The sequence below is a fragment of the Geodermatophilus sp. SYSU D00879 genome, from assembly GCF_054050375.1.
Genome location: NZ_JBJGZF010000004.1, coordinates 19,903 through 43,085, shown reverse-complemented (window position 1 = coordinate 43,085; position 23,183 = coordinate 19,903). Strand labels below are relative to the sequence as shown.

The following is a 23,183-nucleotide window of genomic DNA, read 5'->3' as shown; positions in this document are numbered from 1 at the left end:
TCACGGTCGACGGTGAGCCAGGACGCAGCACGATCAGCCCGGCTGATCGTGCTGCGGTGCCCGCGTCAGACGCCGTCGCGGGGGCCGGCCGCGCCGACGCCCACCCCCCGGGACGCCGTCTCCCGCAGCTGCTCGACCACCCGGCCCGGCGGCGGGGTCTCCCCGCCGGCGGGCGCCGAGGGACGGCGGCCCGAACGGCGCTCGCGCAGCCGGGCGACCAGGCCGGCGATGCCGCCGGGCACGAAGAAGACGACCACCACGAACAGCGAGCCGAGCAGGAACAGCGGCTCCGACAGCGGCACCCGCAGCCAGGCCGGCAGGTCCTGCACGGCGGGCGAGGAGGCGAGGTCGGTGAGCCGGCTGTCGAGGTAGGTGTAGAGGACGCCGCCGAGCACCGCGCCCCACCGGCTGCCCGCGCCGCCGAGCACCACCATGACCAGCAGGCCGAGGGTGAAGTCGGCGGTCGTCGTGCGGGGCGTGGAGCCGCCGAGCAGCAGCAGGTGCACCACCCCGCCGAACGCGGCCAGCAGGCCGGCGAGGACGAAGACGACCAGCTTGAACGAGTAGGGGCGCAGGCCCAGCACCTCGACGCGGCGCTCGTTCTCCCGGATCGCCTGCCACACCCGCCCGGCCCGCGAGCCGGTCACCCACGCCACGACGACGTAGACGACGGCGAGGTAGGCCAGCGCCAGCCAGTACAGGTTGACGGTGTTGAGCACGCCGACGAACGCGTCGGGCACGTTCGAGCGGTCCAGCGCCAGGCCCTCCTCGCCGCCGGTCAGGCCGCCGGGGTCGCGCAGGACGACGATCGACCCGACCTGCGCCATGGCCAGCGTGACCATCGAGAAGGCGATGCCCGACACCCGCAGCGCCACCCCGCCGACCAGCAGCGGCAGCGCGATGCCGACGACGGTGGTCAGCGCGAGCGCCGCGCCCAGGCCCCAGCCGAGCTCGGTGAGCGCCAGGTTGGCCACGTACGTGCCGCCGGCGAAGTAGAGCGCGTGCCCGAACGACAGCAGCCCGGTGAACCCGAACAGCAGGTCGTAGGACAGCGCCACCCCGCCGAACACCAGGCACAGCGCCAGCAGCTGGAGCGTGCCGGGGCTGTTGAGGACGCCGTCGAACAGGCCGGGGACCTGCAGCGTGGAGTAGGGCAGGACCGCCAGGACGACGAGGACGACCAGCGGCGCCAGCCGCGTCAGCTTCCGGCTCATGCCACCCTCGCGGTCAGCCCGCCGGGGCGGGTCAGCAGGACGACGGCGAGCAGCAGGACGACCGACAGGTCCCCCACCCCACTGGCCGCGTAGTAGTTGGCGAACTGCTGCACCAGCCCGACGAGGACCGCGGCCACCGCGGCGCCGGTGATCGAGCTCATCCCGCCGATGACGACGACGATGAAGGCGAAGATCAGCAGCGAGGTGCCCTGACCCGGCGAGATCGAGCCGAGGTAGACGCCGCCGAGCGCGCCGGCCAGCGCGGCGAACGCGCCGCCGATGGCGAAGACCAGCGTGAACGCCCGCCGCACGTCGATGCCGAGCGCGGTCACCATCGAGCGGTTCTCCACGCCGGCGCGGATGACCAGGCCGAAGCGGGTGTAGCGGAGGAAGGCCAGCACGGCCAGCAGCACGACGACGGCGCTGCCGATGAGCAGGAAGCGGTCGTTGGGCACGCTGGCGCCGAGGACGGACGTCGTGGCCTTGGCCCAGGCGGGCGCCGGGAACGGCCGCGGGTCGGCACCCCAGATCGCCCGCACCAGCGCGACCAGCGCCAGGCTCAGCCCCACGGTGACCAGTACCTGCTCGATGTGCCGCTCGTAGAGCGGGCGGATGAGCAGCAGCTCGATCAGCGCGGCGACTCCCGTGCCGACGGCGACGCCGAAGGCGACGGCGAGCGCGAAGCCCCACCCGCCGGACCCGGCGCCGGGCAGGTTCTCCGACGCCCACCAGGTGCCGTAGGCGCCGATGGTGAGGAAGGCACCGTGGGCGAAGTTGAGCACGCCCATGAGCCCGAAGATCAGCGAGAGGCCGGAGGCGACGAGGAAGTACAGCGCCGCCAGGCCGAGGCCCGTGACGGTCAGGAGCACCACGGTGCTCATGCGCCGGCCTCGCTGGCGCTCGTCCGGTGCATGCGCACCCGTGGCCCCGTCTCCGGTGGGCTCGCGAGCTCGCCCACTGCGTGCGCACCCCCGCTCGTGGCCACGCCGAGCAGCTCGCGGGTGCGGTCGGCGTCGGCGAGCAGCTCCGGTGCCGACCCGCTCCACACCGCGCGCCCCTGGTCGACGACGACGGCGTCGGTGGCCATGCGGCGCACCACGGACAGGTTCTGCTCGACGAGCAGCACCGTCACCTCCTCGGCGGCGCGGGCGAGCACGTCGGCGACCTCGGCGACCAGCAGCGGCGCCAGGCCCTTGGTCGGCTCGTCGACGAGCAGCAGCTGGTTGTCGTTGAGCAGCAGCCGGGCGATCGCCACCATCTGCTGCTGGCCGCCCGAGAGGGTCCCGGCCAGCTGCCGGCTGCGCTTCGCGAGCTCCGGGAAGAGCTCGTACACGCGGTCGTGGTGGTGGGCGCGGTCGCGCCGCTCGGCCAGCGTGAGGTTCTCGGCGACGGTCAGCCCGCCGAAGACCTCGCGGTCCTCGGGGGCGTAGCCGACGCCGAGCCGGACGACGTCGTGGGTGCGCCGGCCCGACAGCCGGTGCACGCGGCCGGCGGCGTCGGTGAGCTCGATGCGGCCGGTCGAGGGCACCAGGCCGAGCACCGACCTGACCGTCGTCGTCTTGCCCGCGCCGTTGCGGCCGAGCAGCGCGGTCACCCCGCCGCGGCGGACGGTGAGGTCGACCCCCTGCAGGATGTGCGACCCCGAGAGCCGGACGTGCACGTCGGAGAGCCGGAGCAGCACCGGCCGGTCGGCGGCGGTCACAGCTGGTCCCCCAGGTAGGCCTCCTGGACGACGGGGTCGGCGGTCACCCGCGCCGGGGTGTCCAGCGCGAGCAGCGAGCCGTGGTGCATGACGGCGACCCGGTCGGCGAGGCCGAGCAGGACGTCCATGTGGTGCTCGACCATGAGCACCGTCCGGCCCTCCTCGCGGTGCACGTCGGCGATGACCTGCGTGAGGCCGGCGACCTCCCCGGTGCTGACGCCGGCCATCGGCTCGTCGAGCAGCACGACGGCGGGGTCGGTGGCCAGCAGGATCGCCAGCTCCAGCTTGCGCTTGTCGCCGTGGGAGAGGGACCCGGCGAGCGCGTCGCCACGGGCGGCCAGGTCCACCCGGGTCAGCGCCCGCTCGGCCACCTCGAACGCCGGGTCGGAGGCGCGGACCCGCTGCCAGGGCCGCAGGCTGCCGCCGAGCCGGGCCTGCGCCGCCAGGCGCACGTTCTCCCGGACGCCCAGGCCCGCGAACACCGACGAGGACTGGAAGGTCCGGCCCAGGCCCCGGCGGGCCCGCGCGGCGGGGCTCGCGCCCGTGATGTCCGCGCCGTCGAGGGTGATCGTCCCGGCGGTGACCGGCAGCAGGCCCGAGAGCAGGTTGAACAGCGAGGTCTTGCCCGCTCCGTTGGGCCCGATGACGGCGACGAACTCACCGGGGGCGACGTCGAGGGAGACGTCGGAGACGATGACCGCGCCGCCGATCGCGCAGGTCAGGCCGGCCACCCGGAGCACCGGCTCGCCCGCGGGGCGGGCGGCCGGTGCCGGGGCGGGGAGGGACGTGGTCACTGCCCGGTCCTCGCAGGGGCGTCCGGGTCAGGAGGTGGCGACCGGCGGCGCGGTGGCCTCCGGGTCGAGGGTCTCGACGAGCACCGGGACCAGCTGGTCGCCCTGCTGCTCCAGGCGGGCCTGGAACATCGGCTGCAGGAGCGCGTGGTCCTCCTCGCGGATGGTCAGCTCGCCCTTGACGCCGTCGAACTGCCAGCCCTCGAGCGCGTCGACCATGGCGCCGACGTCGTCGCCGCCCTCCTGGAGCGCGTGCACCACCATCTGCGCGGCGGTGAAGCCGTCCGGGGTGAACAGGTCGACCGTGCCGCCGGCCTCCTCGACCCGCTCGGTCATCGCCTGGCTGACCTCGTTGTCGACGGCCTCGGCGAAGAAGTGCGACAGGTAGTCGATCTGCGTGGCCTGCGCGCCGTAGGTGGCGTAGCTGGCGCGGATGTCCAGGCCGGTGACGACGGTGGTGGAGTCGAGCACGCCCTGCTGGCCCATCGCCTGCCACATGGCCGGCGCGGTCTCCCCGGCCCAGGCGACGAAGACCAGGTCGGCACCGGCGTCGCGGGCCTGGGAGGCGAACGGGGTGAAGTCGGTGGCGCTGGCCGGCACCAGCAGCGGGGTGACGGTGGCCCCGGCCTCGCCGAGCACGGCGGTCACGGCGCCGACGTTGGCCTGGCCGAAGGCGCTGTCCTGGGCGAAGACCAGCACGGTCTTGCCCTGCGCGTCCCCGATGAACGACTGCGCGGTGAGGATGTCCTGGTAGGTCTGCCGGCCCGACCGGAAGGTGTTGTCGTTGACGCCGGTGACCGCGTCGGTGGCGGCGGGCCCGGAGATGAACAGCACGTCGTTCTGCTCGGCCAGCGGCGCGACCTGGGTGGCCACGCCCGAGGCGGTGGACCCGGCGAGCACCTGCACGCCCTGGCCGATGAGGTCGGTGGCCTCGGCGACGGCCTTGGCCGGGTCGCCGGCGTCGTCGCGCTGGACGACCTCGATCGGCCGGCCGTCGACCTCGCCGGTGCCGTCGGTGGCGTAGTCCAGGCCGGCCTCGAAGCCCTGCAGGTACTGCCCGCCGTAGGTGGCCAGCGGCCCGGTGGAGGAGAAGACGAGCCCGACCCGGATCGGCTCGCCCTCGCCGCCGCCGTCCCCGCCGCTCCCGCCCGAGGAGGCGGCGGTGGGGCTGCCGCAGGCGGCGACCGACAGGGCCAGCGCGGCGCCCGTGGCGAGGACGGCGGTCCGGGACCGGTGGCGGGGACGCGACATGGCGAGCTCCTCGATGTGTGCGACGGTGCGCGGTTGCTGCTCCGGACGGTCCCGTCCGGCGTGGTCTGGACCACACCGTAGGGAGACGGTCACGGGCTGCCCATGTCGCGATCCCCCACAGCCACACCCGCACCTGTGGTGACGCAGCACACGTCCCCGGCCGGCACGGGCCGTCCACCGGGGGGCCGTACCGTCGGAGGGGTGACCTCGACCTCCGGTGACGTGCGCACCGACCGCTGGCTGCGGCTCGACGGGACGACCAACACGCGCGACCTGGGCGGCCTGCCCACCACCGACGGCGGCGTGACGGCGTTCGGCCGCGTGCTGCGCAGCGACAACCTGCAGACCCTCAGCGACGACGACGTCCGGCGGCTGGTGGAGGACCTGCGGCTGCGCGAGGTGATCGACCTGCGCACCACCGCCGAGGTGCTGCTCGAGGGCCGCGGCCCGCTGCGCGCGGTCCCGGAGGTCACGCACCGGCACTTCAGCCTGCTGCCCGAGCGGGGCCACCACACCGACGTGTTCGCCGTCGAGGAGGACGAGGTCCCCGACCTGCCGGCCGACTGGGCCGAGACGGTGCTGCCGCGGCAGACCACCGAGGCCGACGAGGTCGAGCCGCCGGCGGTGCGCTCCTACCTCGGCTACCTGCACCACCGCCCCGAGAACGTGCTGGCGGCACTGCGGGCGATCGTCGCGAGCGACGGCGCCGCGGTCGTGCACTGCGCGGCGGGCAAGGACCGCACGGGCGTCGTCGCGATGTTCTCCCTGGCCGTGGCCGGGGTGCCCGACGAGGAGATCGTCGCCGACTACGCGCTGACCGCCGAGGTCATCGAGGCCCTGGTGGCGAAGCTGCGGCAGTCGCCGACGTACGCCGACGACATGACCCGCCGCGACGTCGCCAGCCACACGCCGCGGGCGGCGACCATGCGCCGGCTGCTGGAGATCCTGGGCGAGCGGCACGGCGGGCCGCTGGGCTGGCTCGACGAGCACGGCTTCGGCGCCGCCGAGCAGGCCGCGCTGCGGGCCCGCCTCCGGGACTAGTCCGCCGTCCGCGGGGCCGGGGCCGACGGGCGGTCGCGGTGCTTGTGCCGGTACATGGCCGCGTCGGCCTCCCGCAGCAGCCGCTCGGCGTCCCCGCCGGGGCCGGTGTGCACGGCGACGCCGGTGCTCGTGCCGACCGCCGCGGGGACGCCGTCGAGACGGAACGGCTCGGTGAAGGCCGCCGCCACCCGGCCGACGACCGCCTCGGCGTCGGCCGGTGCGGCCAGCCGGGGCAGCAGGACGGCGAACTCGTCGCCGCTGAGCCGGCCGACGGTGTCGCCGGGGCGCACCGCGGCGCGCAGGCGGGCCGACACCTGGCGCAGCAGCTCGTCGCCGGCGGCGTGGCCGAGGCTGTCGTTGACCGCCTTGAACTGGTCGAGGTCGCAGAAGAGCACGCCGACGGAGCCGGTGGGCGCGACGGCGGCCAGCGCGGCGGCCAGCCGGTCGCGGAACAGCACCCGGTTGGGCAGCCCGGTGAGCGCGTCGTGGGTGGCCTGGTGCCGGACGGTCTCCAGCAGCCGGGCCTTCTGCAGCGCGGTGGAGGCCTGGTCGCCGACGCCGCGCAGCCGGGCGAGGACGTCGGCGTCGAGGGCCTGGCTGACCTCGCCGTCGGCCCAGCTGGCGGTGACCACGCCGAGGAAGGCGGTGCCCGCGAGCAGCGGGACGGCGACGACGTCGGTGAGGTGCAGGGCGGCGAGCAGGTCGCGCATCGGGGCGCTGGCGCCGGTCGCGCTGACCACCCGGGGCTCGCGGTCGGTGAGGATGCCGAAGACCTCGGGCACGTCCCCGGCCCGCAGGGCCGCCGACCGCAGGACCTCCTCCTGCTCCGGGGACAGCCCGGCACAGGACTCCGCCCGCAGCACGCCCGCGGCCGGGTCCCAGAGCAGGACACCGGAGCTGCCGCAGCCGACGATGCCGGGCAGCGCCCGGGCGACGACGGCGCAGACCTCCGCCGCCTCGCCCGCCTGGGCCAGGCCGTGCGCCAGCTCCAGGAGGGCGCCGGCCCGGCGGGCCTCCAGCCGGCTGTCCTCGAGGGCCAGCACGAGGTCGAGGGCGGCCGCGGCGTGCCCGGCGTAGGCGGCGAGCATGGCCCGCTCGTCGCCGAGCCCGCCTTCGCCGGCGCGGTGCAGGGCGGCCAGCCGGCCGTGGGTCCGGCGGGCGGAGGCGACGTCGACGGTCACCGCTCCCGGGCCCAGGTCGTCGCCGGCGAGCAGCCGGGCGACCAGCGGCGGGACCTCGTCGGGGGCCAGGCCCGAGCTGTGCACGAGCGGGGCGCCGCCGCGCGGGGAGGAGACGGCGAGCAGGTAGGCGGGGGCGAGGACGGCGGCGGCCGCGCGGTCCACGATCCGCCGCAGGACCGTCTCGAGGTCCCCGCCCTCGACCAGATCGGTGGCCGCCGACTGCAGGCTGCGGACCTGCTGGCGCAGCGCCACCAGCTCGGGATCGGTCGCGTCCGTGCCGCGGCGGCGGCGCGGCCACCGGCCGCGGCGCTCCCAGGTCAGGTGGTAGACGCAGGCCGCGGCCCCCGAGGACTCGCACTCCTCGTGGACGACGGTGGCCGGGGCCAGGCCGAAGATGGTCGGCACCATGCTGATGAGCCCGCGCGCGTAGTCGCAGTCCAGCCGCGAGTGCACGTAGCCCGCGTGCAGCCGGTAGCGCAGGGTCGCGGACGTGGCGTCGGACCGCAGCACCTCCATCGTGGAGGTGGTGGTGAAGTTGGCGACCGCGCGCGGCAGCCGGGCGAACACCTGCCGCGGTGAGCCCATGGCCCGCACGAGGACGACCAGGCTGGGGTTCATCCCGGTCCGCAGGGACTCCGCGCCGATGCGGTACATGGCGCCGGGGTCGCCGAGCACCTCGGTGGCCGCGGTGAACAGGCGGATCCGGGTGTCGTAGCTGGTCCACGTCGCGGGCCGGGACAGCTCGGCGGCCGTGTACGGCACGCCCGCGCGGCGCAGCACCTCCTCGACCGCCTCGTCGCCGCCGTGCTGGCGGACGGAGGCGAGGACCAGCCCGGTGGTGGCACCCGACGTCTCACGGGCCTCCACCGGGGGGACGGCCCCGTCCGCGGGCCCTGCTGTGCTCACGCGGGGACGATCGGCACGCGGGGCCGCCGGGTTGAGCGGGGCGACGCGGTCCGGGGCGCCACTCCCCCGTGCGGGGGACCGCCCCCGGACAGCAGTCGGCCCCGGGCTGCGGGAGCAGACCGGGGCCGTGCAGTCACGCCGCAGGTGAGCTGCGAGGGCGGCCTCCCTGCAGGGGCCCGCCGCGAGGTGCGAGCGGTGGGGGGGCAGGGAGGTCCTTCGTCAGAACCCGCGCGTGTAGAACGAGTTGCTGTTGGCCATGGTGAGCAGCTCGTCGCGCATCGCGGGGCTGCTGCTGCGGGCGAGGGCCCGGTCGATGGCCCGCCGCGTGCGAGCCGCCTGCCGACGCTGCCGCCAGGTGGTCCCGATGGACATGTCCGTGTCTCCTCTTCGGTGCTCTCGTCGTCGTGCACCTGTAGTAAAGCAGGTGACAACCTGAGTATTCCGAAGGATCGCAGGGTGTGTCACGAACTACCCGACGATCGTTCACCCAGGAGGGTGGGATCGGTCAGGATCCGACGGCGTGGCGGGCACGCCGGCAGGAGTCGCGTCAGGCGCGGGCGAGGACCGCCCGCGCGGCGGCCCGGCCGGCCCGCGGGTCGTCGGCGGCCAGCGCGGCGGCCGCGGCCTCCCGGCAGGCGGCGAGGTCGACCGTGGCCAGCCGCGCCCCGACCCCGGCGACGGCGGAGCCGGCGCAGGACAGCGACGTGATGCCCAGGCCGACGAGGACGCAGGCGAGCAGCGGGTCGGCCGCCGCCTCGCCGCAGACGCCGACCGGCTTGCCGGCCCGCCGGCCCGCGGCCGCGGTCAGCTCCACCAGGGCCAGCAACGCCGGCTGCCACGGGTCGGTGAGGTCGGCCAGGTCGGCGGAGAGCCGGTCGGCGGCCAGCGCGTACTGCGACAGGTCGTTGGTGCCGATGGACAGGAAGTCGACGTGCCGGAGCACCCGGTCGGCCAACAGGGCCGCCGAGGGCACCTCGACCATGACGCCGGGCACCAGGCCGCGCTCGCGCACCCGGGCGGCGAAGTCCGCGGCCTCGGCCTCGGTGGCGACCATCGGCGCCATCACCCAGGGCGTGGCGCCGGTGCGGCGGGCGGCCTCGGCGACGGCGTCGAGCTGGCGGTCGAGCAGGCCGGGGTCGCGGCGGGCCACCCGCAGGCCGCGGACGCCGAGCGCGGGGTTGGCCTCCTCGGGCGGCGTCGCGAACTCCAGCGGCTTGTCCGAGCCGGCGTCGAGGGTGCGCAGCACCACCCGGCGGCCGGCCGCGGCCTCGAGGACGTCGGCGTAGCCGCGCGCCTGCTCCTCGACGGTCGGCTCGGCGGCCCGGCCGAGGAAGGCGAGCTCGGTGCGGAACAGGCCGACCCCCTCGGCGTGCGCGGCCAGCGCCGCGCGGGTGCCGTCGCCGTCCTGCACGTTGGCCAGCACGGGGACCGCGACGCCGTCGCGCGTGGCGGCCGGCCCCTGGTAGCCGGCCAGCGCCTCGGCCGCGCGGCGGGCGGCGTCGAGCTGGCCGGCGGCCACCGCCGGGTCGGGGTCGACGGTGACGGTGCCCTCCTCGGCGTCGAGCAGCACGGTCGCGCCGGCGGGGACGGCGTCCAGCCCCTCCACCGCGACGACGAGGGGCAGGCCCAGCTGCCGGGCGATGATCGCGGTGTGGCTGGTGGTCCCGCCCAGGCGGGTGGCCAGCCCGACGATGCGGGCGGGGTCGAGGCCGGCGGTGTCGGCGGGCGCGAGGTCGTCGGCGAGGAGCACCGAGGGCCGCTCGGGCGCGGGGACGCCGGGCTCGCCCTGGCCGGTCAGCTCGGCGACGACGCGGTCGCGGACGTCGCGCACGTCGGTCACCCGCTCGGCCATGACGCCGCCCAGGGAGGTGAAGACGTCGACGAACTGCTGCGCCGCCTGCACCGTCGCCACCGCGGCGGGGACGCCGGCGCCGATCCGCTGCTCCACCGCGCCGAGCAGCCCCCGGTCGCGGGCCATGCCGGCGGTCGCCGACAGCACCTCGGCGGTCATCCCGGTCGCCGCGGCGGCGCGGTCGGCCAGGCGGCCCGCGACGGTCTCGGCGGCCGCTGTGAAGCGCGCCCGCTCCTCCTCCCGCGCGGGCTCCGGCAGCTCGTCGAACGCCTCGACGGGCAGCCGGACGGCGCCGGAGGGACGGACCACGGGACCGAGGACCACGCCGGGGACGACCGGGGTCCCGGTGAGCACGGTGCTGGCGGCGGTGGTGGTGGACATGCGGACCTCGCGTCGGTCGGAGGGATGTCGGTCGGGGACCTCGTCGTCCGTCGGTGACCACAATCACGAAAACGTGTTGACTTGTCAACGTAATCAACGTACAACCACAGAGACACAAGCCCGTTCCCACATGTTCGGGCACTGCCGCCGGCCTCCCGAGGATGCCGGGGACGACGACCGAGGGGGTCGACGGGTGTACGCCGAGGAGCGCCAGCAGGCCATCGCCACGCTGGTCGCCGAGCAGGGGCGGATCGCGGTCACCGCGGTGGCCGAGCAGTTCGGCGTCACCACCGAGACGGTGCGCCGGGACCTCGCCGTCCTCGAGCGGGCCGGTGTCCTGCGGCGGGTGCACGGCGGCGCCGTCCCCGCCGGGTCGCTGACGCTCATGGAGACGGCACTGGCCGAGCGCAACGCCACCCGCGCCGAGGCCAAGCGGAAGATCGCCTCGGCGGCGCTGGACCTGCTGCCCGGCCGCGGCGGCAGCCTGCTGCTCGACGGCGGCAGCACCACCGCCGCGCTGGCCGAGGCGCTGCCGCTGGACCGGTCGCTGTTCGTGGCCACCAACGCGGTGCCGATCGCCGCCCGGCTGGCCAACGCGCCGGGCGTGACCCTGCACCTGCTCGGCGGCCGCGTCCGCGGGCTCACCCAGTGCGCGGTCGGCGAGACGCCGGTGCGGGCGCTGGCCGAGCTGCGGGTCGACGTCGCCTTCCTCGGCACCAACGGCATCACCCCCGGCCACGGCCTGACCACCCCGGACGAGGCCGAGGCCTCGGTGAAGCGGGCGATGGTGCGCGCCGGGCAGCGGGTGGTCGTGCTCGCCGACAGCAGCAAGCTCGGCCGGGAACACCTGGTCCGTTTCGCCTCCCTCGACGACGTCGACGTCGTGGTCACCGACGACGGCGCCGACCCCGCGGCCCTCGACGAGCTGGACGCCGCGGGCGTCGAGGTCGTGGTCGCGTGAGCGGGGGACGGGTCGTCACCCTCACGGCGAACCCCAGCCTGGACCGGACGCTGGCCCTCCCCGGCCCGCTGGCGCGCGGCGAGGTGGCCCGCCTGGGCGCGAGCTCCACCGAGCCGGGCGGCAAGGGCGTCAACGTCGCCCGCGCGCTGACCGCCGCCGGCGCCGACGTCCTCGCCGTCGTGCCCGCCGACCCCACCGACCCGCTGGTCGCCGCGCTGCACGCGCTGCACCTGCCGCTGGTCACCGTCCCCACCGGCGCCCCGGTGCGCACCAACTACTCGCTCACCGAGCCCGACGGCACCACCACCAAGCTCAACGAGCCCGGCACCCCGCTCGACGCCGGCCTGCGCGCCGCGCTCGCCGCCGCCGTGGCCGCGGCCGCCGCGGGCGCCGACTGGGTGGTGCTGTCCGGCTCGCTGCCGCCCGGCACGCCCGAGGACTGGTACGCCGAGCTGGTCCGCGCCGTTCGCGGCACCGGGGCGCGGGTCGCCGTCGACACCTCCGAGGCGCCGCTGCGGGCGCTGCTCGCCGCGGGCCCGGCGTCCGCGCCGGACCTGCTCAAGCCCAACGCCGAGGAGCTGGCCCAGGTCGCCGGCACGACCGAGGCCGCGCTGCTCGCCGACCCCGCCGTCCTCCTCGCGGCGGTGCGGGCGCTGCACGCCGGCGGCGTCGGTGAGGTGCTGCTGACCCTGGGCGGTGCCGGCGCGGTGCTGTCCACGGCCGACGGCGTGTGGTCGGCGCGCGCGCCGCGGATCGCCGTCCGCAGCACCGTCGGCGCCGGCGACTCCAGCCTGGCCGGCCACCTGCTGGCCGACCTGGCCGGTACCCCGCCCGCCGAGCGGCTGCGCCGCGCGGTGGCCACCGGCTCGGCCGCCGCCGCGCTGCCGGGCTCCGCCGTCCCCACGCCGCAGCAGGTCCACCCGGACGCCGTCGAGGTGTCCCCCGGCCTGCCCGGCACCCCTCCCCTCCCCCAGCCCGTCCCGGCCGCCGGCCGCGACGTCCCCTGACGCCCCGGAAGGTCCGTCATGTCCGCACTCATCACGCCCGAGCTGGTCGTCCTCGACGCCGACCTCGGCTCCGACAAGGCCGCGGTCGTCCGCCGGCTGGCCGGCCTGGTGGCCGACGCCGGCCGGGCGACCGGCGCCGAGGCGCTCGCCGGTGACGCGCTCGCCCGCGAGGCGCAGGCCGCCACGGGCCTGCCCGGCGGCATCGCCATCCCGCACTGCCGGTCGGCCGCGGTCACCCAGGCGTCGCTGGCGTTTGCCCGGCTGGCCCCCGGGGTCGACTTCGGCGCCGCGGACGGCCCGGCCGACCTGGTCTTCCTCATCGCCGCGCCCGCCGCCGGCGACGCCGACCACCTCACCCTGCTCTCCGCGCTGGCCCGCGCGCTGGTCCGGCCGGACTTCGTGGCCTCGCTGCGGGCCGCGGGCTCGGCGGAGGACGTCGTCCGGCTGGTCGAGGAGGTCGTCGCCCCGCAGCCGGCGGCCGGCGCGACCGCGGCCGCCTCGGTCCCGGCCCCCGCCACCGCCCCGGCCGCCGCGGCACCGTCGGCCGCCCCCGCCGACGCTCCTGCCGCCGCCCCGGCCGCGCGGCGCAAGCTGGTCGCCGTCAGCGCCTGCCCGACCGGGATCGCGCACACCTACATGGCCGCCGACAAGCTCACCGCCGCGGCGCAGGCCGCCGGCGTCGACCTGGTGGTCGAGACCCAGGGCTCCTCGGGCGCCACCCCGCTGGACCCGGCGGTCATCCGCGACGCCGAGGCGGTCGTGTTCGCCGTCGACGTCGGCGTGCGGGACCGCGACCGGTTCGCCGGCAAGCCGGTCGTCCAGGCCGGCACCAAGCGCGCCATCAACGACCCCGACGGCATGATCCGCGAGGCGCTGGCCGCCGCCGACGACCCGAACGCCCGCCGCGTGCCCGGCGGCACCGGCGGTGAGGCCGCCGCGGCCGCCCCGGCCGGCCGGCCGAGCACCGGCGCGGAGATCCGCCGCTGGCTGCTCACCGGCGTCAGCTACATGATCCCGTTCGTCGCGGCCGGCGGTCTGCTCATCGCGCTGGGCTTCCTCTTCGGCGGCTACCAGATCGTCAGCACCGACCCCTCCACCGTCACGAGCGCGCCCGTGGAAGAGGGCAGCAGCTACGCCCTGAACTGGGTGCTCAACAACTCGTTCTTCGACCTGCCCAGCGCCTCCGGCGTCGAGGGCCTCAACGACGGCTTCTGGGGTTACCTCGGCGCGGTCTGCACCGTGCTGGGCCAGGCCGCGTTCGGCTTCCTCGTCCCCGCGCTCGCCGGGTTCATCGCGTTCGCCATCGCCGACCGCCCGGGCATCGTCCCCGGCTTCGTCGTCGGCGCCGTGTCGGTGACCGTGGGCGCCGGCTTCATCGGCGGCCTGGTCGGCGGCATCATCGCGGGCTTCGCGGCGAAGTGGATCGCCTCGTGGCGGCTGCCCGCCGGCGTCCGCGGCCTGCAGCCGGTCGTGATCATCCCGCTGCTGGCCACGCTGATCTCCAGCGGCCTCATGGCCGTCGTCCTCGGCCGGCCGCTGGCGCTCGCGCTGGAGGGCCTGGGCGACTGGCTCAACGGCCTGACCGGCAGCGCGGCGATCCTGCTCGGGATCATCCTCGGCCTGATGATGTGCTTCGACCTGGGCGGCCCGGTGAACAAGGCGGCCTACGTCTTCGCCACCACCGGCCTCACCGCCGCGATCTCCGGCGAGGGCGGCCAGCAGGAGCTGGTCATCATGGCGACCGTCATGGCCGCCGGCATGGTCCCGCCGCTGGCGATGGCGCTGAGCACCGTCATCCGGCCGAAGCTCTACACCCCCGCCGAGCGCGACAACGGCAAGGCGGCCTGGCTGCTGGGCCTGTCCTTCATCTCCGAGGGCGCCATCCCGTTCGCCGCGGCCGACCCGCTGCGGGTCATCCCGTCGATGATGCTCGGCGGCGCCACCACCGGCGCGATCGTCGCGGCCGCCGGCGTGGAGCTGCGCGCCCCGCACGGCGGCATCTTCGTGTTCTTCGCGATGAGCGGGGTGCTGGTGTTCCTGCTCGCCCTGGTGGTCGGCACCGTGGTCGGCGCGCTGGCGGTCACCATCGCCAAGAGCATCGGCCGGCCGAAGGCCGAGGCGGTCCCCGAGGACGCCGTCGACCTGGCCCACGCGCACACCGCGACGACCGTCAGCGCGCCCGCACGCGTCTGACACGGCAGGCTCGACCCCACCACCCACTCCGAGCAGCGAGGACACCCACCCCATGCCCAGTCAGACCGTCACCGTCGGCTCCCGGGTCGGCCTGCACGCCCGCCCCGCCGCGCTCATCGCGGAGGCCGTGGGCAAGGCCGGCGTCCCGGTCACCCTGGCCACCCCCGGAGGTAACCCGGTCGACGCCGGCTCGCCGCTGATGATCATGACGCTCGGTGCCCAGAAGGGCGCCGAGGTCACCGTGACCAGCGACGACGCCTCGGTGGTCGAGCACATCGCCGGCCTGGTGGCCCAGGACCTCGACGCCGAGTAGCCGACCGGCACACGCGACGGCGCCCGTCCCCTCCGGCCGGAGGGGACGGGCGCCGTCGTTCGTCCCTACTGCTGGTCCGGGCGCGGGACGTCGCCGCGCCAGGCACCGGTCTCGGTGCCGCGGCTCTCGATGAACTCCTTGAACCGCTGGGCGTCGGCCTTGACCTGACGGTCGTCGAAGCCGAGGGCGGCGCCGGCCTTCTCCACGATGCCCTGCGGCTCCCAGTCGATCTGGATCATGACCCGGGTCTTGCTGTCGTCGAGGCGGTGGAAGGTCACGACGCCGGCGTGCTTGGCCTCGCCGCCGGTGCTCGCCCAGGCCACCCGCTCCTCGGGGTGCTGCTCGGTGATCTCGGCGTCGAACTCGCGCTTGACGCCGTCGATGTTGGTGACCCAGTGGGTGAGCGTGTCGTTCACCTGCGTGATGCGCTCGACGCCGCCCATGAACTGCGGGAAGGACTCGAACTGCGTCCACTGGTCGTAGGCGACCCGGATGGGGACGTCGACGTCGATGGATTCCTGCACGCTGGCCACGGGAACGCTCCTCGTTGCTCGGGATTCGTTGCGGACGACCGACCCCTACCCACGGGTGCTGGAGCGGACACACCGACCGGCGTGGTCAGCGCAGCGCCGCGGCCACGCTCCCCCGCACCGGGGCGCCCTCGAGCAGCAGCATCTGCGCCAGGTGGTAGGCGTCCGGCTGCCCCGCCCAGGTGCCGGTGGCCACCTCGCCCGACGGCGTGAGCTCGTGGTGCCAGTTGCCGGTGGCGGGGTCGGCGAAGCGCTCCTCGCCGTGCGCCCGCCAGGCCGCGGCCAGGTCGGCGTAGCGGTCCTCGCCGGTGACCGCGCCGAGCACGGTGGCCGCCGCCACCGCCTCGCACAGCACCCAGTGCATCCGTGCGGTCACCACCGGCCGGTCGTCCCAGTCCAGCGTGTAGGGGAAGCCCGGCTCCCCGTCGGCGGCCCAGCCCCGGCCGGCGGCGGCGTCGAACAGCCCGACCGCGTCGTCGAGCAGCCATGCGGGTGCGGCGTCGCCCAGCGCCGCGCGCAGGTGCAGGCACAGCCGCGACCACTCGAACTGGTGCCCGACGGTGACGCCGTAGGGCCGGAACGGGTCGGCCGGCCGGTCCCGGTTGTGCTCGGGCAGCGGCGTCCAGGCGGCGTCGTAGTGCTCGGGCAGCCGCCAGTCCCGCTCGCGGGCCCAGCCGTGCACGATCCGCTCCGTGCTGCGCAGCGCGTGCTGCCGCAGCCGGGGAGCGTGCTGCCCGCCGAGCGCGTCGGCCGCGGCGAGGGTCGCCTCGACGCCGTGCATGTTCGCGTTGGCGCCGCGGTAGTCCGACAGCCGGGACCAGTCCGCGGTCCACTCCTCGACGGCGAGGCCCGCGTCGTCGTCCCAGAAGTGCCGGTCCCACACGGCCAGCGCCTCGTCGAGCAGCGCCGGGCCCCCGTCGACGCCGGCGGCGGTGGAGGTCGCCCCCGCCAGGACGGCGAAGGCGTGCACGTACGCGCTCTTCGTGTCGTCGTCCTCCGCCGCCCGCCAGCCGCCGTCCGTGCCGTCGTGCAGCGGCCCCCCGCGCAGCGCCGCGAGCCCGTGACGGACCAGTTCCTCCGCGCCCGGCCGGCCGAGCAGGTGCGCCAGCGCGAAGACGTGGGTCATCCGCGCGACGATCCAGGTCTGCTGCGGGCGGCCGGGCACGAGGGCGCCGTCGGCGCCGAGGTAGCCGAACCCGCCCTCGGGCACCCGGGCGCGGGCGGCGGCGGCGAGCAGCCGGTCGAGGTCGGTCACGCCGCCAGCCTGCCCGCGATCACGGCGCCGTGACCACCCGGCGGACCGGATCGGTGGTCACGGCGCCGTGATCGCCGACGAGCGGACGGGAGGAGCAGCAGTGGACGCGTACGTGGTGACCGGCGGCGGGCGGGGTGTCGGGCGGGCGGTGGCCGAGCGGCTCGTCGCCGGAGGGGCCGCCGTGGTGGTCGTCGACCTCGACCCGGACGCCGTCGGCTGGGTGGCGGACCATGCTGCCGCGGGACGGGTGGCCGCGGTCGTCGGCAGCGCCGCCGACGAGGAGGTGGCCGGGCGCGCCGCGGACCGGGCACAGGAGCTCGGGCGGCTGACCGGGTGGGTGAACAACGCGGCGGTCTTCCGCGACGCCGGCCTCGGCACCGCGCCGGCCGGTGAGGTCCTGGACCTGGTGACCGCCAACCTGGCGCCTGCGGTGGTCGGTTGCGCGGTCGCGGTGCGCCGGTTCCGCGCCGCCGGCACCGGCGGGTCGATCGTCAACGTCTCCAGCCACCAGGCACAGCGTCCGGTGCGGGGCGCGCTGCCCTACGCGACGGCCAAGGCCGCCGTCGAGGGGCTGACCCGGGCGGCCGCCGTCGACCACGGCCCGGACGGCATCCGGGTCAACGCCGTGGCGCTCGGCTCCATCCGGACCGAGCGCTACGACGCCGCGCTCGCCGCACAGGACGCGCGGGCGGCCGAGCGCACACGCCGGCAGATGGCCGCCGTGCACCCGCTCGGACGGGTGGGCCGGGCCGAGGAGGTCGCGGACGTGGTGGCCTGGCTGCTGTCCGACGCGGCGGGTTTCGTCACCGGTGCCGTGGTCCCCGTCGACGGAGGACGGGCCGCGTACGGCCCCGACCCCGAGGAGCGCTGACCCCGGGGCCGGGCCGCCACGCGTCAGAACGCCAGCGCCAGGCCCGGGTCGGCCAGGAGCGCGCCGACGTCGGCGAGGAACCGGCTGCCGAGCTCGCCGTCGATGATCCGGTGGTCGAACGACAGCGCCAGCTGCGTCACCTGCCGGACGGCGACCTTCCCCTTGTGCACCCAGGGCATCTCGCGGACCGCGCCGAAGGCCAGGATCGCCGACTCGCCGGGGTTGAGGATCGGCGTCCCGGTGTCGACGCCGAACACCCCGACGTTGGTGATGGTGATCGTCCCGCCGGTCATGTCCGCCGGCGCCGTCCGCCCCGCGCGCGCCGTCTCGGTGAGCTCGGTGAGCGCCCCGGCGAGCTCGGCCAGCGACAGCCGCCCGGCGTCCTTGACGTTGGGCACGACCAGCCCGCGCGGGGTGGCCGCGGCGATGCCGAGGTTGACCTGCCCGTGGACGACGATCTCCTGCGCCGCCTCGTCCCACGAGCTGTTGACCACCGGGTGCCGCTGCGCCGCGAGCAGCAGCGCCTTCGCCACGAACAGCAGCGGGCTCACCTTGACGCCGGCGAACTCCGGCCGCGCCGCGACCCGCGCGCGCAGCTTCATCATCCGGGTGACGTCGACGGTCAGGAACTCGGTCACGTGCGGCGCGGTGAACGCGCTGGCCACCATCGCCGCCGCCGTGGCCTTCCGCACGCCCTTGACCGGGATCCGCTGCCCGCCCACGGGAGCGACCTCGGTCGCCGGCGCCGCGGCGGGGGCCGACGGCGCGCTCGCGGCCGCGGTCACGTCCTCGCGCGTGATGACCCCGCCGGCGCCGCTGCCGGTGAGTGCGGTGAGGTCGACGCCGAGGTCGCGGGCGAGCTTGCGCACCGGCGGCTTGGCCAGCGGGCGCACCGTGCCCCGCCCGGGCGCGGCCGGCCGGGAGGGGGCGGCCGCCTCGGCGCGGGCGTGCGCCTCGGCCTGCCGGCCCACCTCGAGGCCGCCGTGCCGCACCGGCTTGACCGTGGCGTCGGGGGCGGTGGCCAGCAGCGGCGGCCGCTCGGAGCCGCCGGACCCGTAGTCCGCGCCCGCCGGAGCCGGCGCCGCGTGCACGGCGGGGGCCGACCGGCGCGGCCGCCGGCGGGCCTCGGTGTTCCGCGGCCCGTAGCCCACGAGCACCGCCGTCCGCCCGCCCGGGGCGGCCCCGCCGATCAGCCCGGCCCCGGCCTCCCCGCCGTCCGCGGGAGCGGCGGGAGCGGCCGGGGCGGGGGCGTCCTCGCCGCCGACGTCGATCGTGATGATCGGCGTGCCGACGTCGACGGTCGTGCCCGCCTCGTGCAGCAGCTCGGTGACCGTGCCGGCGTACGGCGAGGGCAGCTCGACGGCGGCCTTGGCGGTCTCCACCTCGCACAGCGGCTGGTTGACCGTGACGGTGTCGCCCACCGCCACCAGCCACTGCAGGATCTCGCCGTCGGTCAGCCCCTCCCCGACGTCGGGGAGCTTGAACTGGCGCAGCTGCCCCATCAGGACGCCACCACCCGGTCGACGGCGTCGAGCACGCGGTCGAGGTCGGGGAGGTACTCCTCCTCCAGCTTCGACGGCGGGTAGGGGGTGTCGTAGCCGCCGACCCGCAGCACCGGCGCCTCCAGCGAGAAGAAGCACTCCTCGGTGATCCGCGCGGCGATCTCCGCGCCGAGGCCGAGGGTCACCGGCGCCTCGTGGACGACGACGCAGCGGCCGGTGCGGCGCACCGACTCGACCACCGGGTCCAGGTCCAGCGGCGAGAGGGTGCGCAGGTCGACGACCTCCAGCGACCGGCCCTCCTCGGCGGCGGCGTCGGCGGCCTGCAGCGCCGTCTTCACCATCGGGCCGTAGGCCAGCACCGTGACGTCGTCGCCGCCGCGGACCACGCGGGAGGCGAACAGCGGGTCGGGCGTGGCGTCCGTGTCGACCTCGGCCTTCTCCCAGTACCGCCGCTTCGGTTCGAGGAAGACGATCGGGTCGGGGTGCGCGATCGCCTGCTGGATGCCCCAGTAGGCGTCGACCGGGTTGCTGACCGCGACCACCTTGAGCCCGGGGGTGTGCGCGAAGTACGCCTCGGGGCTCTCGCTGTGGTGCTCGACCGCGCCGATGCCGCCGCCGAACGGGATGCGGATGACGATCGGCATGGCCAGCTTGCCGCGGGAGCGGGCGTGGATCTTGGCGACCTGGGTGACGATCTGGTTGTAGGCGGGGAAGACGAACCCGTCGAACTGGATCTCGCACACCGGCCGGTAGCCGCGCATGGCCAGGCCGACGGCGGTGCCGAGGATGCCGGCCTCGGCCAGCGGGGTGTCGACGACGCGGTCCTCGCCGAAGTCCTTCTGCAGGCCGTCGGTGATCCGGAAGACGCCGCCGAGGCGGCCGATGTCCTCCCCCATGAGCACGACCTTGGCGTCGTCCTCCATGGCGCGGCGCAGGCCGAGGTTGAGGGCCTTGCCGATGGTGAGCGTCTCGGTGCCCATCAGTGACCCGCCCCCTCGAAGCTCGCCTGGTAGGCCTCGAAGGCCGCCTGCTGCGCCGCCAGGTGCGGCGTCTGCTCCGCGTACACCCGGTCGAACATCGCCGTGCCCGGCGGGTCGGGCATCTCCAGCGTGCCCTTCCGGATCCGCGCGGCCAGCTCGTCGGCCTCGCCCTCGACGGCGTCGAAGAACGCCTGGCCGGCGATGCCGCTGCGGGACAGGTGCGCCTTCACCCGCGCGATCGGGTCGCGCAGCTTCCACTCCTCCAGCTCGCTGGCCAGCCGGTAGCGGGTGGGGTCGTCGGAGGTGGTGTGCGCGCCCATCCGGTAGGTGAACGCCTCGACGAACGTCGGGCCCTGGCCCTCGCGGGCGGCGGCCAGCGCCGCCCGGGTGACGGCGAGGACGGCGAGGACGTCGTTGCCGTCGACCCGCACGCCGGGGAAGCCGAAGCCGGCCGCGCGCTGGTACAGCGGCACCCGCGACTGCCGCTCGAGCGGCACGCTGATCGCGTACTGGTTGTTCTGGCAGAAGAAGACGACCGGCGCCGAGAAGCTCGCCGCCCAGATCATCGCCTCGTTGACCTCGCCCTGGCTGGTCGCGCCGTCGCCGAGGAAGGCCAGCGTCGCGCTCTCCGCGCCGTCGCGCTGCAGCCCCATCGCGTAGCCGGTGGCGTGCAGGGTCTGCGCGCCGATGACGACGGTGTAGAGGTTGAACCCCGTCTCCACCGGGTCCCAGCCGCCGTTGTCGACGCCGCGGAACAGGCTGATGACGTGCAGCGGGTCGACGCCGCGCACCCAGGCGACCCCGTGCTCGCGGTAGGTGGGGAAGGCCGTGTCGTCGGCGGCCATCGCGCGGCCGGCGCCGATCTGGGCGGCCTCCTGGCCCAGCAGCGAGGCCCAGATGCCGAGCTCGCCCTGCCGCTGCAGGGCGGTGGCCTCGACGTCCCAGCGGCGGACCAGCATGAGGTCGCGGTACAGCCCGCGCAGTTCCTCGTCGCCGATCTCGAGGGAGTACTCGGGGTGCTCGACCCGCTCCCCCTCCGGGGTCAGCAGCTGCACCAGGTCCGGTTGCTGCGGCAGGTGGGGCGCCGCCGCACCGGGTACGGGGTCCACCGCCTCCGTCGTTCCGCTCGGCACGCTCACGCGCTCCTCCTCGCCGTCGGCCGCGCCGCCGGGGTCACCGGCCGGTCGCGGTGCTGGACGTCCTGTGTGCGCCGGGGTGTGGCGGCACTCACACATCGTGGCACGACCGACCCCCTGCGGAGCACATCACCCCCCTCCCGGATTGCGCAAGGTCACGACGGCGGACTGCGCAGGATGACAACTGGTAGGACGTCCGAACGTGTCAGACTGAGCAGATGCCGCCCGGTCCGGACCGTCTGGACGCCACCGACGCCCGCCTGGTGCAGGCGCTGACCGACGACCCCCGCGCCACGGTCATGGCCCTGTCCCAGCGGCTCGGGCTGGCGCGCAACACCGTGCAGGCGCGGCTGGCCCGGCTGGAGTCCGGCGGCCTCCTCGCGCCGTTCGACGCCCGGGTGCGGCCCGAGGCGCTCGGCTACCGGCTCGGCGCCTACGTGACCGTGCAGGTCGTGCAGCGCAGCCTCGAGGAGGTCGCGGCCGCGCTCGCCGCGCTGCCCGAGGTGCTCGAGGTGACGGCGCTGTCGGGGGCCGCCGACCTGCTCGTGCGCGTGGTCGCGGTCGACGCCGACGACCTGTGGCGGCTCACCGAGCAGGTGCTCGCCGTCCCCGGCGTGGAGCGCACCGACACCGCGCTGGCGCTGCGCCGCTACGTCGACCACCGGGTCGCCCCGCTGCTGGAGCGGGCCGCGGGGGCGGACCCGGCGCCCGGCGGGTAGGACGGGTCGGGACGCCGTCGCCGACCCGAGGAGCCCCGTGGCCACCCCGCTGCCCGACCTGCTCGACGAACTGCTGCGCACCTACGGCCCCTGCGGGGAGGAGCAGGCGGTGCGCGATGTCGTCCGCCGGGAGCTCGAGCCGCTGGCCGACGAGGTGTCGGTGGACGCCGCCGGCAACCTGGTCGCCCTCCTGCAGGGGCGGGACCGGTCGGCCCCGGCCGTCCGCGTGATGGCGCACCTCGACGAGCTGTCCATGATGGTCAAGCGGGTCGAGCCGGACGGCACGCTGCGGGTCAGCTCGCTGGGCGTCATGTACCCGGGCAACTTCGGCCTCGGCCCGGTCGCCGTCCTCGGCCGGCGGGAGGCGCTGACCGGCGTGCTGACCCTCGGCTCGGAGCACACGACCACCGACAGCCCGCGGATCTGGGAGACCAAGCCGGACCAGGGCGACAAGGCCATGGACTGGTCGCACGTCTACGTCTTCACCGGGCGCCCGGCCGACGAGCTGGCCGCGGCCGGCGTGCACCCCGGCACCCGGGTGTGCGTGCACGCCGACCGGCGCGGGCTCACCCGCTTCGGCGACTTCGTCGGCGGCTACTTCCTCGACGACCGCGCCGCGCTGACCGCCCTCGTCGGCGCCGCCCGGCTGCTGCGCGGGCGGCCGCACGGCGACGTGTACCTCGTGGCCACCACCAGCGAGGAGATGGGCGGCATCGGCGCCTCCTACGCCGCGAGGACCCTGCCCGGCGACCTCACCGTCGCCCTCGACGTCGGCCCGGCCGAGGCCGAGTACCAGGTCACCGTCGACGGCGGCCCCGTGGTCGCCTACGCCGACGACGCCGTCGCCTACGACCGGGCGGTCGCCGACGCGCTGGTGGACACCGGCCGCGAGCTCGGCGTGGACCCGCAGACGGCGGTGTGGCAGTCCTTCGACTCCGACGCCTCGCAGGCGAAGGCCTCGGGCCAGACGGCGCGGGCGGCGCTGCTCAGCCTGCCCACGCTCAGCACGCACGGGTACGAGGTGCTGCACACCGGCACCGTCGACCGGACCGCCCGGCTGCTCGCCGCCTTCCTCGCCCACCCGCTGCCGGTCAGCTGACCCGGCGGACGCGTACCGGGCCGCGGGCGGTGGCGACGTCGACCACCGCGCCGCGCTGGGTCACCTCCACCGCACCCCGCCGCGCGAGCCGTCCGGCGGCGGCGCGGGCGGCCGGCACGAGCTCCCGCCAGCCCTCGGGGTCGACCGCGCGGGCCGCCTCCGACGGGCAGATCGTGGCGCCCGGTGCGCGGGCGTCCAGCAGCGCGTCGATGGCCCGCTCGAGGGCCGCGCCGGCGTCGTCCACTCCCCCAGGATGCGCCCGTTTGCCCTGGTGAGCGCGGCGGGTACCGCGGACGGC

At 76.1% G+C, this 23,183-nt stretch carries 22 protein-coding genes; 8 read left to right on the top strand and 14 right to left on the bottom strand.

Going from position 1 to position 23,183, the window contains the following annotated elements; genetic code table 11:
- Window positions 1-65: 65 nt before the first annotated feature.
- From ACI79B_RS07415 to ACI79B_RS07395, 5 genes are read right to left on the bottom strand one after another with little or no spacing between them, the layout of a single operon-like run.
- Window positions 66-1,214: a branched-chain amino acid ABC transporter permease gene (locus ACI79B_RS07415; RefSeq protein ID WP_456927405.1), complete on the bottom strand. Its 1,149-nt coding sequence runs from the start codon at window positions 1,212-1,214 to the stop codon at window positions 66-68.
- Entirely contained in the window at window positions 1,211-2,095 is an 885-nt protein-coding gene (locus tag ACI79B_RS07410; protein WP_456927404.1) for a branched-chain amino acid ABC transporter permease, read from the bottom strand. Before ACI79B_RS07410 ends, ACI79B_RS07415 begins: the two co-directional genes overlap by 4 nt.
- The gene (locus tag ACI79B_RS07405) at window positions 2,092-2,916 is read right to left on the bottom strand and encodes an ABC transporter ATP-binding protein (RefSeq protein WP_456927403.1); all 825 of its coding nucleotides are present in this window, start codon (window positions 2,914-2,916) and stop codon (window positions 2,092-2,094) included. Before ACI79B_RS07405 ends, ACI79B_RS07410 begins: the two co-directional genes overlap by 4 nt.
- Window positions 2,913-3,710 (bottom strand): ABC transporter ATP-binding protein, encoded by a 798-nt coding sequence (locus ACI79B_RS07400; RefSeq protein WP_456927402.1) that lies wholly within the window; start codon window positions 3,708-3,710, stop codon window positions 2,913-2,915. The genes ACI79B_RS07405 and ACI79B_RS07400 overlap by 4 nt, the downstream gene beginning before the upstream one ends.
- A gap of 27 nt (window positions 3,711-3,737) precedes the next feature.
- Window positions 3,738-4,958, bottom strand: a complete 1,221-nt coding sequence (locus ACI79B_RS07395) for a substrate-binding domain-containing protein (RefSeq protein WP_456927401.1) — start codon at window positions 4,956-4,958, stop codon at window positions 3,738-3,740.
- Window positions 4,959-5,159: 201 nt separating this feature from the next.
- Here ACI79B_RS07395 and ACI79B_RS07390 point away from each other — a divergent pair, with 201 nt between their 5' ends.
- Complete coding sequence (locus ACI79B_RS07390) at window positions 5,160-5,999, top strand: tyrosine-protein phosphatase (protein WP_456927400.1); 840 nt, start codon at window positions 5,160-5,162, stop codon at window positions 5,997-5,999.
- On the opposite strand, the gene ACI79B_RS07385 is transcribed toward ACI79B_RS07390, so the two are convergent.
- The 3 genes from ACI79B_RS07385 to ACI79B_RS07375 form a co-directional block, all read right to left on the bottom strand.
- Window positions 5,996-8,086, bottom strand: coding sequence for a diguanylate cyclase domain-containing protein (locus tag ACI79B_RS07385; protein WP_456927399.1), 2,091 nt, complete (start codon window positions 8,084-8,086; stop codon window positions 5,996-5,998). The two genes, ACI79B_RS07390 and ACI79B_RS07385, sit on opposite strands and share 4 nt — an antisense overlap.
- 219 nt (window positions 8,087-8,305) lie before the next feature.
- Complete coding sequence (locus ACI79B_RS07380; protein ID WP_456927398.1) at window positions 8,306-8,458, bottom strand: hypothetical protein; 153 nt, start codon at window positions 8,456-8,458, stop codon at window positions 8,306-8,308.
- Window positions 8,459-8,633: 175 nt separating this feature from the next.
- Window positions 8,634-10,319 (bottom strand): putative PEP-binding protein, encoded by a 1,686-nt coding sequence (locus ACI79B_RS07375; protein WP_456927397.1) that lies wholly within the window; start codon window positions 10,317-10,319, stop codon window positions 8,634-8,636.
- A 193-nt stretch (window positions 10,320-10,512) separates the two neighbouring features.
- On the opposite strand from ACI79B_RS07375, the gene ACI79B_RS07370 reads away from it, so the two are divergent.
- Genes ACI79B_RS07370 through ACI79B_RS07355 form a run of 4 tightly spaced genes read left to right on the top strand, consistent with a single transcriptional unit; the run spans window position 10,513 to window position 14,793 of the window.
- A complete protein-coding gene (locus ACI79B_RS07370) occupies window positions 10,513-11,280 on the top strand; it encodes a DeoR/GlpR family DNA-binding transcription regulator (protein ID WP_456927396.1) in 768 nt (255 codons plus the stop codon).
- Window positions 11,277-12,287, top strand: a complete 1,011-nt coding sequence (locus tag ACI79B_RS07365) for a 1-phosphofructokinase family hexose kinase (protein ID WP_456927395.1) — start codon at window positions 11,277-11,279, stop codon at window positions 12,285-12,287. Before ACI79B_RS07370 ends, ACI79B_RS07365 begins: the two co-directional genes overlap by 4 nt.
- A gap of 18 nt (window positions 12,288-12,305) precedes the next feature.
- Window positions 12,306-14,480, top strand: a complete 2,175-nt coding sequence (locus tag ACI79B_RS07360) for a PTS fructose transporter subunit IIABC (RefSeq protein WP_456927394.1) — start codon at window positions 12,306-12,308, stop codon at window positions 14,478-14,480.
- A 52-nt stretch (window positions 14,481-14,532) separates the two neighbouring features.
- Window positions 14,533-14,793 (top strand): HPr family phosphocarrier protein, encoded by a 261-nt coding sequence (locus ACI79B_RS07355; RefSeq protein WP_387991904.1) that lies wholly within the window; start codon window positions 14,533-14,535, stop codon window positions 14,791-14,793.
- 65 nt (window positions 14,794-14,858) lie between these two features.
- On the opposite strand, the gene ACI79B_RS07350 is transcribed toward ACI79B_RS07355, so the two are convergent.
- Complete coding sequence (locus ACI79B_RS07350) at window positions 14,859-15,326, bottom strand: SRPBCC family protein (RefSeq protein WP_456927393.1); 468 nt, start codon at window positions 15,324-15,326, stop codon at window positions 14,859-14,861.
- 85 nt (window positions 15,327-15,411) lie between these two features.
- On the bottom strand, window positions 15,412-16,578 hold the full coding sequence (locus ACI79B_RS07345) for an AGE family epimerase/isomerase (RefSeq protein WP_456927392.1): 1,167 nt from the start codon (window positions 16,576-16,578) through the stop codon (window positions 15,412-15,414).
- Between the two features lie 100 nt (window positions 16,579-16,678).
- On the opposite strand from ACI79B_RS07345, the gene ACI79B_RS07340 reads away from it, so the two are divergent.
- The gene (locus tag ACI79B_RS07340) at window positions 16,679-17,449 is read left to right on the top strand and encodes an SDR family NAD(P)-dependent oxidoreductase (RefSeq protein WP_456927391.1); all 771 of its coding nucleotides are present in this window, start codon (window positions 16,679-16,681) and stop codon (window positions 17,447-17,449) included.
- A 23-nt stretch (window positions 17,450-17,472) separates the two neighbouring features.
- On the opposite strand, the gene ACI79B_RS07335 is transcribed toward ACI79B_RS07340, so the two are convergent.
- From ACI79B_RS07335 to pdhA, 3 genes are read right to left on the bottom strand one after another with little or no spacing between them, the layout of a single operon-like run.
- A complete protein-coding gene (locus ACI79B_RS07335; protein WP_456927390.1) occupies window positions 17,473-18,951 on the bottom strand; it encodes a dihydrolipoamide acetyltransferase family protein in 1,479 nt (492 codons plus the stop codon).
- Complete coding sequence (locus ACI79B_RS07330) at window positions 18,951-19,931, bottom strand: alpha-ketoacid dehydrogenase subunit beta (RefSeq protein WP_456927389.1); 981 nt, start codon at window positions 19,929-19,931, stop codon at window positions 18,951-18,953. The genes ACI79B_RS07335 and ACI79B_RS07330 overlap by 1 nt, the downstream gene beginning before the upstream one ends.
- A complete protein-coding gene (gene pdhA / locus ACI79B_RS07325) occupies window positions 19,931-21,070 on the bottom strand; it encodes a pyruvate dehydrogenase (acetyl-transferring) E1 component subunit alpha (protein ID WP_456927388.1) in 1,140 nt (379 codons plus the stop codon). The genes ACI79B_RS07330 and pdhA overlap by 1 nt, the downstream gene beginning before the upstream one ends.
- A 215-nt stretch (window positions 21,071-21,285) precedes the next feature.
- Between pdhA and ACI79B_RS07320 the strand changes: the two genes are divergently transcribed.
- Together ACI79B_RS07320 and ACI79B_RS07315 are read left to right on the top strand one after the other, a co-directional pair.
- Window positions 21,286-21,786 carry an Lrp/AsnC family transcriptional regulator gene (locus ACI79B_RS07320; protein WP_456927387.1) on the top strand — a complete coding sequence of 167 codons (501 nt, stop codon included), beginning with the start codon at window positions 21,286-21,288 and terminating at the stop codon, window positions 21,784-21,786.
- A 37-nt stretch (window positions 21,787-21,823) separates the two neighbouring features.
- Window positions 21,824-22,885, top strand: a complete 1,062-nt coding sequence (locus tag ACI79B_RS07315; protein WP_456927386.1) for a M42 family metallopeptidase — start codon at window positions 21,824-21,826, stop codon at window positions 22,883-22,885.
- Here the strand turns inward: ACI79B_RS07315 and ACI79B_RS07310 are convergent.
- Entirely contained in the window at window positions 22,878-23,129 is a 252-nt protein-coding gene (locus ACI79B_RS07310; protein WP_456927385.1) for a DUF3253 domain-containing protein, read from the bottom strand. The genes ACI79B_RS07315 and ACI79B_RS07310 overlap by 8 nt on opposite strands.
- Window positions 23,130-23,183: the final 54 nt, after the last annotated feature.